The following is a 13614-nucleotide window of genomic DNA, read 5'->3' on the forward strand; positions in this document are numbered from 1 at the left end:
CCGGCTGCTAGCATAATCCAAGCCGCTTACAGCGATTGCACCAGCGATTCCGGCGAAGCCCAGAAGCCAGAGTCGATGGCGGATGCTTAAGTGCATTGCTTTTTTTCCGGCAGCGATTGTGTTCCACCCTATCGGCTAGAATGCGTAGGCGGCAATGAATTTTGTATAAAAGTCTCGATCTTACCGAATGAGGAAAGCCAGCCTTGTTCGTAAGCAGACTCCTCTTTCACGGAATCGTGATGAACGCTGCGTGTAGTGCCGGACGCGGCTAATCTGGTTGAGGCGTGTCATGCCCGATCCGGCTCAACGCGTTTCCCATGACCGCCTCATGCAAGGCGCGTGTCAGGGCCGAACATCGTGGAGCTCTCGGCGGCGATGGTCACCTCCGACCCACAAAGAGGCGTCACTGACACCACCTGCCCAACACTCCATCCGAAAATGGATTATGCCGCGGCTAGCTCGTCGTTAAGATCATGCGCTCAGTAGCACGCGCATCAAGAGCCCGCCAACTAGAGAGAGTATCACGGTTTCAGTTGGCGTGACTGCCCCCTGCAGATTGGCGCGCAATAATCCTTAGAGTGGCTGATTTCCGTATCGAATTTGGCTTATCGGCGAGGCCTTAGCTTACCGCGGAACCTCGTCCGACCACCTTGAACGAGGCTTTGACGCTCTTCATCTCGAGAATGGAGATGCCGATGCGGTGACCGCTTGCGAGCCGAAGAGTCACAGCCGACTTGAGCCACATCCGCTCCAATGCCGAGAAGCGGACGTGCAGCGTACCGTGAGCGATGACCCGGCTCGGCGATCCTCCCAGTAGCAGCTCGTACGAGACCTTGGTGGGCTTGGTCCCTGGTGCCAGGATCGTGCCTTTTCCCTCCATCACCCGAGGCAGTCCACTGCGCGCGGCGATCTGGAGGAAGCGAGGCTGAGTTGTCATAACCGGATAGATGCGATCCGAGGAACACGCCGAGCTAAGCCTGAGAACGTATCTGCAATGTGGCAAGCGGCCTTGCCAAATCCTCCTAGAATTTATGCTACATGATCCCGTAAGTTGCTGGATTGAGGGAGGTTTTGTGGCATGGCCGCCACAGCGTGGGTCAATCGGGTGCTAAAGCTGCTGAGAAGATGGAATAAAATGCAGCGGCATATTGAGGGCGAGCCACGATCACGCATGAGTGCAGCGAACGAAGCCGACGAGAAGCGGCGCGTGTTTGTGCGCTTAGGTGGGGGAAGACATGGGGGCCCTTCGCGGGAGCCTGATCGCGTCCGTGGCGCTGTTGCCCGGCATCGCACAGGCGCAGCAATCGGTGACCCTCGGCGAGATCAGCGTCGTCTCGACCTCGCCAGTCGGGGCCGGTGGCGGTAACTCAAGCCCCGCTCAGAACCTCGACAACGCCGCCCAGGCCGCGCCGACTTTGCCGGTTCAGGCCGGTGCGATCCGGCTGCGCGGCTCCGAGCAGCTGCTCAACAAGATCCCCACCACCGTCGAGACCGTCACGGCCCAGCAATTTGACGTCGACCGCGGCACCGACAGCGTCGCCTTCACGCTCGCCCGCCGGACGCCTGGCGTGAACGTCAGCGACTCGCAAGGCAACGCCAACCGGGTCGATATCACCTACCGCGGTTTCACCGCCTCGTCGGCGCAGGGCGTCCCGCAGGGGCTGGCCGTCTACCAGAACGGCACCCGCATCAACGAGGCCTTCGGCGACATCGTCAACTTCGACCTGATCCCACCACAGGCGATCCAGCGTATCGACATAGTCACCGGCAACCCGGTCTTCGGCCTCAACGCCATCGGTGGCGCGGTCAACATCCAGATGAAGAACGGCTTCACCTGGCAGGGTACCGAGATCAGCGCCTGGGGCGGCTCCGATGCCCGCACAGCAGGCTACGTCGAGTATGGCAAGGTCGCCGACAACTGGAGCTTTTACTTCACGGGCGACGGGCTGAACGACCGCGGCTGGCGCTACCAGAACCCGAGCACGATCGGCCGGCTCTACGCGGATCTCGGCTACCGCTCGCAGGACTCTGAGTTTCACCTGATAGGGCTTGCGGCCCGCAGCTTCTTCGGGGCTGCCTCCGCCGCGCCTGTCGACTTCACGCACATCGACCCGCGGGCGATCTTCACCAACCCGCAGACGACCACCACGGAAGTCGGCATGCTCCAGCTGACCGGCCGGGTCGACATCTCACCGACCTGGGATCTCGCTGGCAACGCCTATTTCCGCCGCTTCAGCCAGAGCTACCTCGACGGCAACCAGGGCAACTTCGAGAACTGCAGCTCGCGCTCCAGCTTCCGCGGCTTCCTGTGCTTCCAAGATGACGCCTTCACACAGGCCGCGGGCCAGAGCCGCAATGCCTTCGCCAATCAGTTCCTGATCCTGGGCCAACAGAACCAGCGTATCCCGTTCCGGGCCAACATCCCGTACGGCACACTCGACACGACGAAGACTGAGGCGACCGGCTACGGCGGCTCACTGCAGGCAGCCAACCACGACCAGATCTTCGGGCTCAACAACGCCTTCGTGGTCGGCGGCAGTGTCGACGCGGCGGACTTTTCGTTCAAGTCGTTCAGCACACTGGGCGTGATCAATCCGGACCTGTCGGTCACCACCGACCCAGCCAACCCCTATTACGGCAACGTCCCTGGCGTCGGCACGCCCTACCTCCGGACGGCCGGCGCACTCGGCATCGCACCCAGCTCGGTTCAGGGCTCGAACCTGTATCTCGGCCTCTACGCCACCGACACGCTGGACGTGACCGACCGCCTGTCGCTCACCGCCGGCTTCCGCCTCAACTACGCCCGCATCCAGACGCGTGACCAGACCGGCTTCGCGCCGGACGTGACGGGCACGCACGAGTTCACCAAGGTCAATCCTCTGGCGGGCCTGACATATCAGTTCGACCCAGCCTTCAACCTGTACGGCAGCTACTCGGAGTCGAACCGCGCACCGACGCCGCTTGAGCTGTCCTGCGCCAGCCCCACGCAGCCGTGCTTGCTGCCGAATACGCTCGTGGCCGATCCGCCGCTCAGGCAGGTCACCGGCCAGACCTATGAGGCGGGCTTCAGGGGCGTGATCCCAAGCTTCCTGCAGGGAGGGGCTCTGACCTGGAAGGCCGGCGTGTTCCGCACTGACCTGACCAACGACATCTACCAAGTTGCGGTCTCCGGCAATGCGGCGCGGGGCTACTTCATCAACGTGCCGGCGACCCGGCGGCAGGGCATCGAGGTCAGCGCCGAGTACGTCGTCACGCCCGACCTGCTGGTCTACGCCAACTACGCGCTGGTGGACGCCACCTTCCGGTTCAGCCAGACGCTGTCCTCGCCCAACAACCCGCTGTCCGACGATGGCGCAATCCAGGTCCGCAAGGGCGACAAGATCCCGCTGATACCGGATCACCAGATCAAGGCAGGCTTCGAGTACAACATCACGCCGAACTGGCGCTTCGGCCTCAACGTTTCGGCCTTCTCGTCCTCCTACTTCCGCGGCGACGAGTCGAACCTGAACCGCAAGCTGCCGGCCTACTACGTGATGAATCTGACGACCAAGTACCAGGTGACCAAGAACCTGGAGATTTTCGGGCTGATCACCAACCTGACCAACAACCGCTACGCCACCTTTGGCACCTTCGCGGAGCCGGGCGCAATCGCAGGCAATCTCTCGATCAACGACCCGCGGACCACAACATTGGCACAGCCGCTCTCGATCTATGCCGGCCTGACCTACAGGTTCGGGGCCGATCCGATCGCGATGCCACCGGAGCCGATCATTCGGAAGTATTGACCCATAACGACGGGAGGAGCCGCATTAGCTTAGGCTCCTCAAATGACTGCGATATGCACCAAACTGAATGGCAGCTCTTTGGTGGCGACTCGATGACCATAAAACAGACCGAGCTGAAATTACTGGACGACTAGGGTCTGTCGTTGTCCGAACGGACTGGTGGGGCTCGCGTTTTCCTCGCTCCAAGGCAGGAGGGATGATGCTGAGCGACGTGCAATGGTCTGATCTGGAGCCCCTGGACGAAGCGTGCCGGCCGAAAGCCAAGACGCTACCGCAGGACCTGCAAAGCACGCTCTCGGCCATTCTCTGGCGTCATCAGAACGGGGCCAAATAGCGGGCCATTCCGGAGGATCTGGGTCCTTGGTGGCGGGCCGCACAGATCTTCGTCCGCTGGTCCCGTGCTGGCGTTTGGGAACGGCTCCTCAGCCTCGTGCAGGAGCGCGAGGTTCAACTCGGGATGGTGTTCCTCGACGGCACGAACATACGCGCACATCAGAAGGCGGCCGGTGCCGCCAAAAGGGGGGATCTGGGGCCGAGCGAGACGCTCGTGAGGCTGTTGGGGCGATGGTTCATCACCCGCCTGGCTCATGCCGGCATCTCGCCCAAGGCCATCATGATGCTCGCGGGTCACCGCCATCTCTCGACCACGCAGCGCGACATCGACGTCAACGACGAGATGATGCGTGCGGCTGTCGAGGTGCTCTGACCACGACCGCGGTATCAGCCCATCGCCGTTGCGGCCACCGTCAGCCGCCTGCGGCACGAGACAAGAATCGGCACGTCCAGGGCCGTAGGTGAAAGTCGAGTAGCGGCCCCTGCTCGTCGCGCAGGTCCCCGCTGCTAAGCTCCCGACACCGCTTTGCCAGACCGTGCCCGGAACCTTGGCTATAAGGGCCGATTATCCCAACACGGCCACGCTTGGTGTTTCAGCCGGAGAAAAACGATGCGCGTTGTTCAGCTGCTGATCGCATCGTGCATCCTCACGACCGCCGGCGCGAACCTAGCGTCCGCCCAGTTCGTCGATCCCTTCAAGGTTCTTGAAGAGGCAAAACGTGATCGCCTGGAGCTAGATAAGCGGCTCGCACGGGAAGAGGCGGAACGACGGCAAAAGGAGAAGGCGGAGCAAGCTGAGAAGCTGAACGCGCAGCGCAAGCTCGATCAACAAAGAGCTGCGGCCGTGAGCGCTTCCTCCAGTCGCGTCAGCAGAACAGGCTTCGGCTTCCCAGAAGCCTGCAGCCGGCCCCGAACTGCGCAACCCGCTCGCTGTCTCCGACGATGCTGCAGGTGGAACCCTCGAAGCTACCCAGACAAGTGCCCCAGCGGCTCCTGGGACTGTAGCGATTATGGCTCCATCACCGGAGCCGTCGGACAGCACCACCCACGCGGCTCCCGTCGCGAGCTCCACCACAGCTCCCCCGATCACGACAGGCGCTCCGGATGTGCCACTCTCAGCAACCCTGACTCCCGATCCTGTGAGCGCTCCTCCTGTTGCCTCTGAACCCTCGCTCGGAACGCCGCTAGTTAGCGAGGTCACGAGGCCCGTTGTTGCGGCTCCTGCACGCATACTGATCACGGTCGACAAGGCCACCCAGCGCATGCGGGTGACGGTTGACGGGAAGCTTCGGTACTCTTGGGCTGTCTCAACGGCACGAGCGCCGTACAGGACCCCGGCAGGCACGTTCCACCCTTTGTGGCTGGCAAAGGTGCACTACTCCAAGGAGTGGGATGATGCTCCGATGCCCTATTCGATCTTCTTCACGGCAGCCGGGCACGCCATTCATAGCAGCCGCGCCACACGCCAGCTCGGACGACCTGCGTCGCACGGATGCGTCCGACTTGCGCCGTCCCATGCTGCCGCGCTGTTCACGCTCGTGCGGGCTGAGGGTGCGGGCACGACCAAGGTCGTGGTCACCAACGGTGCGGCGGCAGGAAGAGCAGCACGGGGCCGCACGGCCGACGCGCGTGCTCGTCATACGCAGCGCGCATCGTCTGACATTTAGCCGATGGGATCTGGCGGTGGCTGGACCCGGTAGGGCTGCTCTGGGCACGGCCGCGCGGCTGTAGAGCACGTCAACGCGTAACGGATCGCAATTCCGGCGGGACGCGTTACAGCCGCGTCCTGATCATGCCGAAGCTGCTCCTCACATCAGCGGTGGCGCTCAGCGTTGTCGTTCTCGCGACGCCCACCTGCGCTGCGCCTTCTGAGAGCTCGACCGAGACCGTGGAGCAGGCGCTCTGTCGTCTCATCGAGGGCTCCGCCAAGGCTCGCAACCTGCCGGTGCCGTTCTTAACCCGGCTGATCTGGCGCGAGAGCAGCTTCCGCTTGGGCGCCGTCAGCCCGGCTGGCGCGCAAGGGGTGGCGCAGTTCATGCCCGGGACCGCGCAGGAGCGTGGCTTGCTCGATCCGTTCGACCCTGAACAGGCGATCCCGCACGCAGCGCATCTCCTCGCTGACCTCAAGCGACGGTTCGGCAATCTCGGGCTCACAGCTGCGGCCTACAACGGTGGCGCGCAGCGCGTGACGAATTGGCTGGCGGGCAGCAGCGACTTGCCGGCTGAGACCCGCGCCTACGTGCACTGGATCACCGGCAGCCCGGCCGAGGAATGGCGTGACGGCAAAAGTGATGAGGCTGGCCCACCGGAGGCTAATGGCGCGAGTGAACAGAACAAGCTCAACAAGCCCACCGAAGAGTCGCGAAAGGTCGGTCCCCCGGAGATAGCTGCCGCGAAAGCGAACGATGCAGAGCGCAAGGTCGAAGCTGCGGGGAAACCGAGAGCCGCGCGGCAGGAAACGCCACAAACCTGCATGCAAGTGACCGCGGCTCTGCAGATCCCGTCCCGAGCTGATCGCTTCGCTGAGCGTCCACCGACGGGCGAGAACCGGTATGCCCGCGATCACGGTACCAGCCCTGTCGAGAAGCCGGTCCCACCGCCCTGGGGACCCTGGGGCATTCAGCTCGCCGCGAACTTCTCGAAGGCGCTCGCCCTGCGGAGCTTCTCACAAGCGCAGGCAACCTACGCCAAGGTCATTGGGCAGGCGCGCCCGATGATCATCGGCACGCGAATGCGCAGCCGTGGGACACAAGCGTTCTACCGGATCCGCATACCGGCTCAGAACCGGGAGCAAGCTGATGCGCTATGCGCTAAAATTCACACCGTCGGTGGTGCCTGCCTCGTTCTGAAGACCTGAGTGCCCGGTTTTTGTTTAGCGTTTAGCGTATTAGAATGATCCGACTCGTTGTGGTGACTAGCTAATGGCTGAGCCGAGTTATCCTTCAAATAGGGCAGCGCTATTATTTCTCATGTCGGAGCTGCTGGCATCCCGCGCTTAACATTCTATTTGTTCCTTGCACTGATCGATCCTGCCGTCGTAAGTTTCATCGCGGCCTATGCCGTAATGGTTCATGGTGCCACCTCGAAGAGCGTGTGACCTGATGCCTACTGTTTTCCTCGATTGTGACGGAGTGCTCGCCGACTTCGATGCCGGCGCCCAGCAAGCTTTCGGCATGACACCGAAGGACTTTGAGCGCCGCTTCGGCTTGCGGCGTTTCTGGAGCAGGCTGGCTTCACTCGGCGACTTCTTCGGGGAGCTCCCGCTGCTACCCGACGCCATGGAGCTCTACGAGACTGTGCGTCACCTGCAACCGATCATCCTTACAGGTCTACCGAGGGGAGATGGGCTGAGCCGCAGAAGCGTCGCTGGGCAGAGAAGCACTTCCCGGGTGTCGAGGTGATCACCACGACCGCCGCGCTGAAGCGGGAGCATTGCCATCCAGGTGATGCCTTGGTGGACGATCGCGAAAAGTACCGTCACCTGTGGGAACAAGCTGGCGGCATCTTCATCCATCATCGCGACGCGGCCTCTTCGATCCGAGAGCTCCGCGCGCACGCCTTTTGTAAAGAATGAGCCAGACATCTGCTGCTCGCTTGCTAGACAAAGATCGAGCGTGCGCCATATGATCGAGGAACGTCATCAGCGCGAATTGCGCCGCTAAGCGTACGATTTTCAGGATTTTTACACACATGAAGCGCCGCAGCGCGCGACCGTTCACGGTCGAAGTCAAGCACACCCGTACATCCCGTGGCTCGCTATCCGATGCCACCGCACGTTCCCGCAAGAGCAATGATCTTTGGCAGGGTTTGCCACTGGTCGCGAATGATAAGCTCGCTGAGGTGAAGCCGGTCCAGCCGGTGTCGGTAGCTTCTCCCGAAGCTGCGCAGCTCGAGGCACCCGCTCGTCGTGTTCTGCCCAGCCTGGTGCCCACGTTTGCCATGCCGGTTGAGCCCGAAGTCCAGGCAGTTCGTGAGGCACCAGCGCCGGAGCGCCTGCCGCGCGTCCGCCGTGTCAAATCGCTGGCCGAGCCCGTGCAGAAATCAGCAGCGAGGGTTAGCGCCAGGCGAGGACCACTCGCTGAGCCAGCGGTTCAGCCGCGGGTTAAACCTGCTGCCGTTCCTGCCGCGATCACAGCGCCGGTCATGACGGCTCAGCCTGCTGTGGCCCAAGCGCGTACGGGAAGACGCGGTCAGCAGGGCGAAACTCTGCGTGCTGGTGAGCGCTGGAAGCGGCGGCTTCCGCGGGTTCTCTGGTGACCTAGCCCCGCGTTGGCTGCCGCACGCTGATGATCACGACGGCTGACCTTTGCTTGCGTCTCGCCACCGCGGTGCTCGTCGGCGGTCTGGTCGGCATCAACCGTGAGGCGCGCGCCAAAGCTGTCGGCGTGCGCACTCTTGGGCTCGTCGGCCTCGGCGCAGCCTTGGTCACGCTGTCCGGCTCCGGCTTCTCAGGTGAGATGGACGCCAATGCCAGCCGCGCCCTTCAGGGGCTGATCACCGGCATCGGGTTCCTGGGTGCAGGCGTGATCGTAAAGGGCGCGAGAGAAGAGCAGGTACACGGTCTGACCACGGCAGCGGCTATCTGGGTCACGGCAGCGCTTGGCGTGGTCTGCGGGCTCGGTGCTTACCTCCCTCTGGTGATCAGCCTCGTGCTGATGGCGTTGCTCCTGAGATTGGGCGGCTACATCGGCGACGCCGTGCATGGCTGGTGGCGCAGGGCGGATGGCGCAGAAGCCGAACGTCGGAAGAAGTCCCGCGGCCCTCGATAGCTCAGAAGCTCCGAGCATGCCTCAGCCGATTGTTCGTTCAACGCACGAAGGCGAAAACCACAACGGCGCCTGCTTCCCGGGCTGGCTAAACGATGCCTTCTGATCGCAAATGCGACTACGCCAACTCAGTGTCTGACTCATTCGGTGCGGCATCGCATGCCGCACAGGCACGGTGCAGGAGGGTGTGCAACCTCTCTGGCATGGTGTCGGGGCTTGGCAGATCGAGCTGCTTCAATCCATGCGCGATACCCTGCAGCAGAGCATCAATGCCGTCATCGCAGCCGCAGGTGTAGAGGTCCTTGAGTTCACGCATGACAAATGCTCCCGGTCAGCAGCTCCTTTCACGGGTGCATCTGGCCGAACTGTCTTGTGGCGGTAGACAGCTTAGATGGTGCCACCGGCTGTAGATTGAAATGGATAGCAGCCATGCGGTCGGACGTGTCCGCGCGCACATCGGATTACGGGTGTTGAGCAGTCTATCTGGACGCGAACAGCGCCGTAAGCCCCTAGACTTGGGTACCGTCCCGAATCTTAAGCGCCCTGAAGGTGCTGTCCGAGGAAGCGTGCCACGCGCGCGGCGGCATCGAGCTGTGCTGGTCCCGTAAGCCCATGCCCTTGACCTTCGTAGATCCGGATCTCGTGCGCCACGCTCTGCTCCTGAAGCAGCCGCTCCAGCGCTCGTGCGTGGGAGACCGGCACGATCGCATCTGCACTGCCATGCAGGATTAGCGTTGGCGGCAGGCGTGGCCGCTCACGCGCGAGTTCGTCCGGTAGCGGACCGAAATAGTCGATGATCGCCCGCACGCGAGGCTCAGCTGCCGCTACGGTGAAAGCCAGAGCTGCTCCTAGCGAGATCCCAACGATGCCGAGCCTCTGCGCATCGGTGCCAGGCTGATCCGCCAGCCAGGCGACTGCATCGCGCACCGTCTCCGCCCAGAGCGGAAAATCCTGCCGCAGCCGCGAGTAGGCGACGCGCCGGTCTCCGGTCCGGTCGAGGTAGTGCACGAAGGCGACGTGGTAGCCAGACGCCGCCAGAGTGCGCGCGGCCAGACGGTAGCCTTCGGCATAGATCAGACCATCCGCGCCATGCAGAAGCAGAAGGGCTGGCTTCGCCGTTCCTGCTCGTGCGCCCTCCCCAGAGCCACTGAGAGCTGTAAACCACTCCACCGCGATCTGCCGCCCATCGCTCGTAAAATGCTGCATGCCTGGATCGGTGTTCTCGCTTGGCGCTGGACGACACGGTGGTAGGGCTCGGGCCGATGCGACCACTCTCGGCTTAAGCATGTGAACGGGAGGCCAGTTCGCACTCGGGAATGCGGCAGGTCGTGCATCCGCCTTTGGCGGCAGCACCGCGCGGGTGGATGGCCGAGACGACATCGGAACTCGTACTCTGATGCAGCCAAGCCGAATCGCTGGACCTTGAAGCTTAGCCGATACGCTCCCCATTCCAGCAGCTCATACGGTGCGTAGATCGGTGCATTGGGATGAGAGCGGAGTTCACCAGAACCTACATCGTCCTTCCCTTCGAGCGTGCTGGCACGATGGTCGGGGCGCGGCAGGCGCTCGTGTTCGATGATCCCGGCGCGGCACGGTTCTATGCCGAGGCTCTCGGTCAGCGCACGACCGGCGTCGCGATCCTAGAGCGCACGATCGACGCGGAGACCGGCGAGGAGAACGACCGCCTAGTGGCCTCGGGCGGCGCTGTTCCCCCGTTCACACCAGGCGCTGTGCAGTGGACCATGCGCCTGCACTGAACGCGGGGCGCGTTGCTGCCGCAGGCGACAGGCCTCCGGTCTACGTCAGTGCAGGTGAAACTCGCTGCCGACGGCCCTGAGTTCTGCGGGTTTGATCAAGCGACTGTGGGCCACCTTCACCGAGTGCAGCGGCCCATCGAGGGCCGACTGCCAGAACGCGAGAAAACGTTTCAACTCGGGAAACGCCGGAAACAGATCGTGCTGTTGCCAGATGAAGGTCTGCAGCAGATGCGGATGGTCGGGCAGGTGGTACAGGATCTCGGCTGTCGTCAGGCTGTAGCCTTCCAGCTGACGACGGAAGGCTGTCGAAACGCTCATGGCGGTACCTCCTGCACTCATCTCGAGAGAGACTCGGGATGAAGCAATAAGGTTGCCGGCTCAGCTGTTAACGACGCGGAAATCGCGAACAAATTCAGTCCTTTAGCACTCACCCGCAGCAGTTGCTGCCAAATTTGCACTCCGCTTCTAGCACTCTCGCTAGGTGAGTGCTAAATCTCGGATGCGATTCCGGGGCGCGGCTTCATTGTAGATTGTAGCGCGGCCTGAACGTGGCCAGGCAGCCCGTCTGGGGGTCTGGCGAACTTCTCGATCTGTAGCACTCAGTCTGGAGGAAGCTCATGAAGTTCCGTCCGCTGCACGACCGCGTGGTCGTCCGTCGCATCGAAGGCGAAGAGAAGACCAAGGGCGGCATCATCATCCCGGACACCGCCAAGGAGAAGCCGCAGGAGGGCGAGGTCGTCGCCGTCGGTCCCGGCGCCCGCGACGAGTCCGGCCGTGTCAACGCGCTCGACGTCAAGGCCGGCGACCGCGTCCTATTCGGCAAGTGGTCCGGCACCGAGGTCAAGATCGACGGTCAGGACCTCCTGATCATGAAGGAATCCGACATCATGGGCGTCGTCGAGGCTTCCGAGTCGTTCAAGCAAGCCGCCTAAGATCAGGGGCCTATCCCAAAAGTCATGTCTATTAAGGAGTGACAAGTAATGGCAGCGAAAGACGTTCGTTTCTCCGCCGACGCCCGCGATAAGATGCTGCGCGGCGTCGACATCCTCGCCGACGCGGTGAAGGTGACGCTGGGCCCGAAGGGCCGCAACGTCGTGATCGAGAAGAGCTTCGGCGCCCCGCGCATCACCAAGGACGGTGTGACGGTCGCCAAGGAGATCGAGCTCGCCGACAAGTTCGAGAACATGGGCGCCCAGATGGTGCGCGAAGTGGCCTCGAAGACCAACGACATCGCGGGTGACGGCACGACCACCGCGACCGTGCTGGCCCAGGCCATCGTCCGCGAGGGCGCCAAGTACGTCGCCGCCGGCATCAACCCGATGGACCTGAAGCGCGGCATCGACCTCGCCACGCAGGCCGCCGTGAAGGACATCACCTCGCGAGCCAAGAAGGTCTCGACCTCCGACGAGGTCGCCCAGGTCGGCACGATCTCCGCCAACGGCGACAAGGAGATCGGCGAGATGATCGCCCACGCCATGCAGAAGGTGGGCAACGAGGGCGTCATCACGGTCGAGGAGGCCAAGACGGCCGAGACCGAGCTCGACGTCGTCGAGGGCATGCAGTTCGACCGCGGCTACCTCTCCCCGTACTTCATCACGAACGCGGAGAAGATGGTCGCCGAGCTCGAGGATCCCTACATCCTCATCCACGAGAAGAAGCTCTCCTCGCTCCAGGCCATGCTGCCGGTGCTCGAGGCCGTTGTTCAGACCGGCAAGCCGCTCCTGATCATCGCCGAGGACATCGAGGGCGAGGCCCTGGCCACGCTGGTCGTCAACAAGCTCCGCGGCGGCCTGAAGGTCGCGGCCGTCAAGGCGCCGGGCTTCGGTGACCGCCGCAAGGCGATGCTCGAGGACATCGCGATCCTGACCAAGGGCCAGATGATCGCCGAGGATCTCGGCATCAAGCTCGAGAACGTGACGCTCCCCATGCTCGGCCGCGCCAAGCGCGTGCGCATCGAGAAGGAGAACACCACGATCATCGACGGCGTCGGCGAGAAGTCCGACATCGAGGGCCGCATCGCGCAGATCAAGGCGCAGATCGAGGAGACCACCTCGGACTACGACCGTGAGAAGCTGCAGGAGCGTCTGGCCAAGCTCGCGGGCGGCGTCGCGGTGATCCGCGTCGGCGGCGCGACCGAGGTCGAGGTCAAGGAGAAGAAGGACCGCGTCGGCGACGCCCTCAACGCCACCCGCGCGGCGGTCGAGGAAGGCATCGTCCCGGGCGGCGGCACCGCGCTGCTGCGCGCCAAGAAGGCGGTCGCCGCTCTGAAGTCCGAGATCCCGGACGTCCAGGCCGGCATCAAGATCGTGCTGAAGGCCCTTGAGGCCCCGCTGCGCCAGATCGCCCAGAACGCGGGCGTGGAAGGCTCGATCGTGGTCGGCAAGATCACCGACAACACGGGCTCGGAGACCTTCGGCTTCAACGCCCAGACCGAGGAGTACGTCGACATGATCCAGGCCGGCATCGTCGACCCGGCCAAGGTCGTGCGCACCGCCCTGCAGGATGCGGCTTCCGTGGCCGGCCTGCTGGTGACCACCGAGGCGATGGTCGCCGACGCGCCGAAGAAGGACAGCCCTGCTCCGGCGATGCCGGGCGGCGGCATGGGTGGTATGGGCGGCATGGACTTCTGAGCCTGGCTTGCTCAGGACGAGAACAGGAGGGGCCGCCGCGAGGCGGCCCTTTTTTGTTGACGAGCATCCAGGACAATACGCGCGAACGGCGGCCAGGCTGCGGCAGGGACATCCTAGGAGGCCCCGCGGCTAAAGAACGGCGGACACGGACGAACGCTCCGGCGACGGTTGGTTGAGGGCGCTCAGGTGACCCGCAAGAGCCTCCTTGCCGCAATCCGCGAGCCCGTGTTTTGTTGGCATGGGCGGATGCGCGGAGGTGGCGCAATCGCGCTCGCGGCCTCTGACCGCGAGTATGAGCGACGACAACCCATTCCCGCTCGGAATGTCCGGTCGCAGTGACCCC

General features: G+C 63.4%; 10 protein-coding genes and 2 pseudogenes. 9 read left to right on the plus strand and 3 right to left on the minus strand.

From position 1 onward, the window contains the following. Positions 1–1235 precede the first annotated feature (1235 nt). From M6G65_RS15010 to M6G65_RS15035, 6 genes and pseudogenes are all read left to right on the plus strand, one after another. The gene (locus tag M6G65_RS15010) at positions 1236–3785 is read left to right on the plus strand and encodes a TonB-dependent receptor (protein WP_250104118.1); all 2550 of its coding nucleotides are present in this window, start codon (positions 1236–1238) and stop codon (positions 3783–3785) included. Positions 3786–3984: 199 nt separating this feature from the next. Continuing rightward, a pseudogene (locus tag M6G65_RS15015) lies at positions 3985–4346 on the plus strand (transposase); the annotation flags it as partial. Between the two features lie 1034 nt (positions 4347–5380). Then, positions 5381–5785, plus strand: a complete 405-nt coding sequence (locus tag M6G65_RS15020; protein ID WP_250104119.1) for a L,D-transpeptidase — start codon at positions 5381–5383, stop codon at positions 5783–5785. Positions 5786–5910: 125 nt separating this feature from the next. Next, positions 5911–6975 carry a lytic transglycosylase domain-containing protein gene (locus M6G65_RS15025; RefSeq protein WP_238199418.1) on the plus strand — a complete coding sequence of 355 codons (1065 nt, stop codon included), beginning with the start codon at positions 5911–5913 and terminating at the stop codon, positions 6973–6975. Between the two features lie 244 nt (positions 6976–7219). Continuing rightward, positions 7220–7692, plus strand: a pseudogene (locus tag M6G65_RS33750) (hypothetical protein). Positions 7693–8428: 736 nt separating this feature from the next. After that, positions 8429–8887, plus strand: a complete 459-nt coding sequence (locus M6G65_RS15035) for an MgtC/SapB family protein (protein ID WP_250104121.1) — start codon at positions 8429–8431, stop codon at positions 8885–8887. A 115-nt stretch (positions 8888–9002) separates the two neighbouring features. Here M6G65_RS15035 and M6G65_RS15040 read toward each other — a convergent pair whose 3' ends face one another. Beyond that, positions 9003–9200 carry a hypothetical protein gene (locus M6G65_RS15040; RefSeq protein ID WP_238199415.1) on the minus strand — a complete coding sequence of 66 codons (198 nt, stop codon included), beginning with the start codon at positions 9198–9200 and terminating at the stop codon, positions 9003–9005. 218 nt (positions 9201–9418) lie between these two features. Continuing rightward, positions 9419–10090, minus strand: coding sequence for a dienelactone hydrolase family protein (locus M6G65_RS15045; RefSeq protein ID WP_238199414.1), 672 nt, complete (start codon positions 10088–10090; stop codon positions 9419–9421). A gap of 281 nt (positions 10091–10371) precedes the next feature. Between M6G65_RS15045 and M6G65_RS15050 the strand changes: the two genes are divergently transcribed. Beyond that, positions 10372–10641 carry a hypothetical protein gene (locus M6G65_RS15050; RefSeq protein ID WP_238199413.1) on the plus strand — a complete coding sequence of 90 codons (270 nt, stop codon included), beginning with the start codon at positions 10372–10374 and terminating at the stop codon, positions 10639–10641. Positions 10642–10686: 45 nt separating this feature from the next. Here the strand turns inward: M6G65_RS15050 and M6G65_RS15055 are convergent, their stop codons facing one another. Next, positions 10687–10959, minus strand: a complete 273-nt coding sequence (locus tag M6G65_RS15055; protein WP_238199412.1) for an usg protein — start codon at positions 10957–10959, stop codon at positions 10687–10689. A 299-nt stretch (positions 10960–11258) separates the two neighbouring features. On the opposite strand from M6G65_RS15055, the gene groES reads away from it, so the two are divergent. Together groES and groL are read left to right on the plus strand one after the other, a co-directional pair. After that, on the plus strand, positions 11259–11573 hold the full coding sequence (gene groES, locus M6G65_RS15060) for a co-chaperone GroES (RefSeq protein WP_250104122.1): 315 nt from the start codon (positions 11259–11261) through the stop codon (positions 11571–11573). Between the two features lie 48 nt (positions 11574–11621). Beyond that, on the plus strand, positions 11622–13271 hold the full coding sequence (gene groL, locus M6G65_RS15065) for a chaperonin GroEL (RefSeq protein ID WP_250104123.1): 1650 nt from the start codon (positions 11622–11624) through the stop codon (positions 13269–13271). Positions 13272–13614 lie beyond the last annotated feature (343 nt).

This window comes from Methylobacterium tardum, from assembly GCF_023546765.1.
Classification (GTDB): Bacteria; Pseudomonadota; Alphaproteobacteria; order Rhizobiales; family Beijerinckiaceae; genus Methylobacterium; species Methylobacterium tardum.

Bases quoted from the DNA above. Each gene is read 5' to 3' on its own strand.
- M6G65_RS15010 (WP_250104118.1), top strand. From the start codon at position 1,236: ATGGGGGCCCTTCGCGGGAGCCTGATCGCGTCCGTGGCGCTGTTGCCC.
- M6G65_RS15020 (WP_250104119.1), top strand. From the start codon at position 5,381: ATGCGGGTGACGGTTGACGGGAAGCTTCGGTACTCTTGGGCTGTCTCA.
- M6G65_RS15025 (WP_238199418.1), top strand. From the start codon at position 5,911: ATGCCGAAGCTGCTCCTCACATCAGCGGTGGCGCTCAGCGTTGTCGTT.
- M6G65_RS15040 (WP_238199415.1), bottom strand. From the start codon at position 9,200: ATGCGTGAACTCAAGGACCTCTACACCTGCGGCTGCGATGACGGCATT.
- M6G65_RS15045 (WP_238199414.1), bottom strand. From the start codon at position 10,090: ATGCAGCATTTTACGAGCGATGGGCGGCAGATCGCGGTGGAGTGGTTT.
- M6G65_RS15050 (WP_238199413.1), top strand. From the start codon at position 10,372: ATGAGAGCGGAGTTCACCAGAACCTACATCGTCCTTCCCTTCGAGCGT.
- M6G65_RS15055 (WP_238199412.1), bottom strand. From the start codon at position 10,959: ATGAGCGTTTCGACAGCCTTCCGTCGTCAGCTGGAAGGCTACAGCCTG.
- groES (WP_250104122.1), top strand. From the start codon at position 11,259: ATGAAGTTCCGTCCGCTGCACGACCGCGTGGTCGTCCGTCGCATCGAA.
- groL (WP_250104123.1), top strand. From the start codon at position 11,622: ATGGCAGCGAAAGACGTTCGTTTCTCCGCCGACGCCCGCGATAAGATG.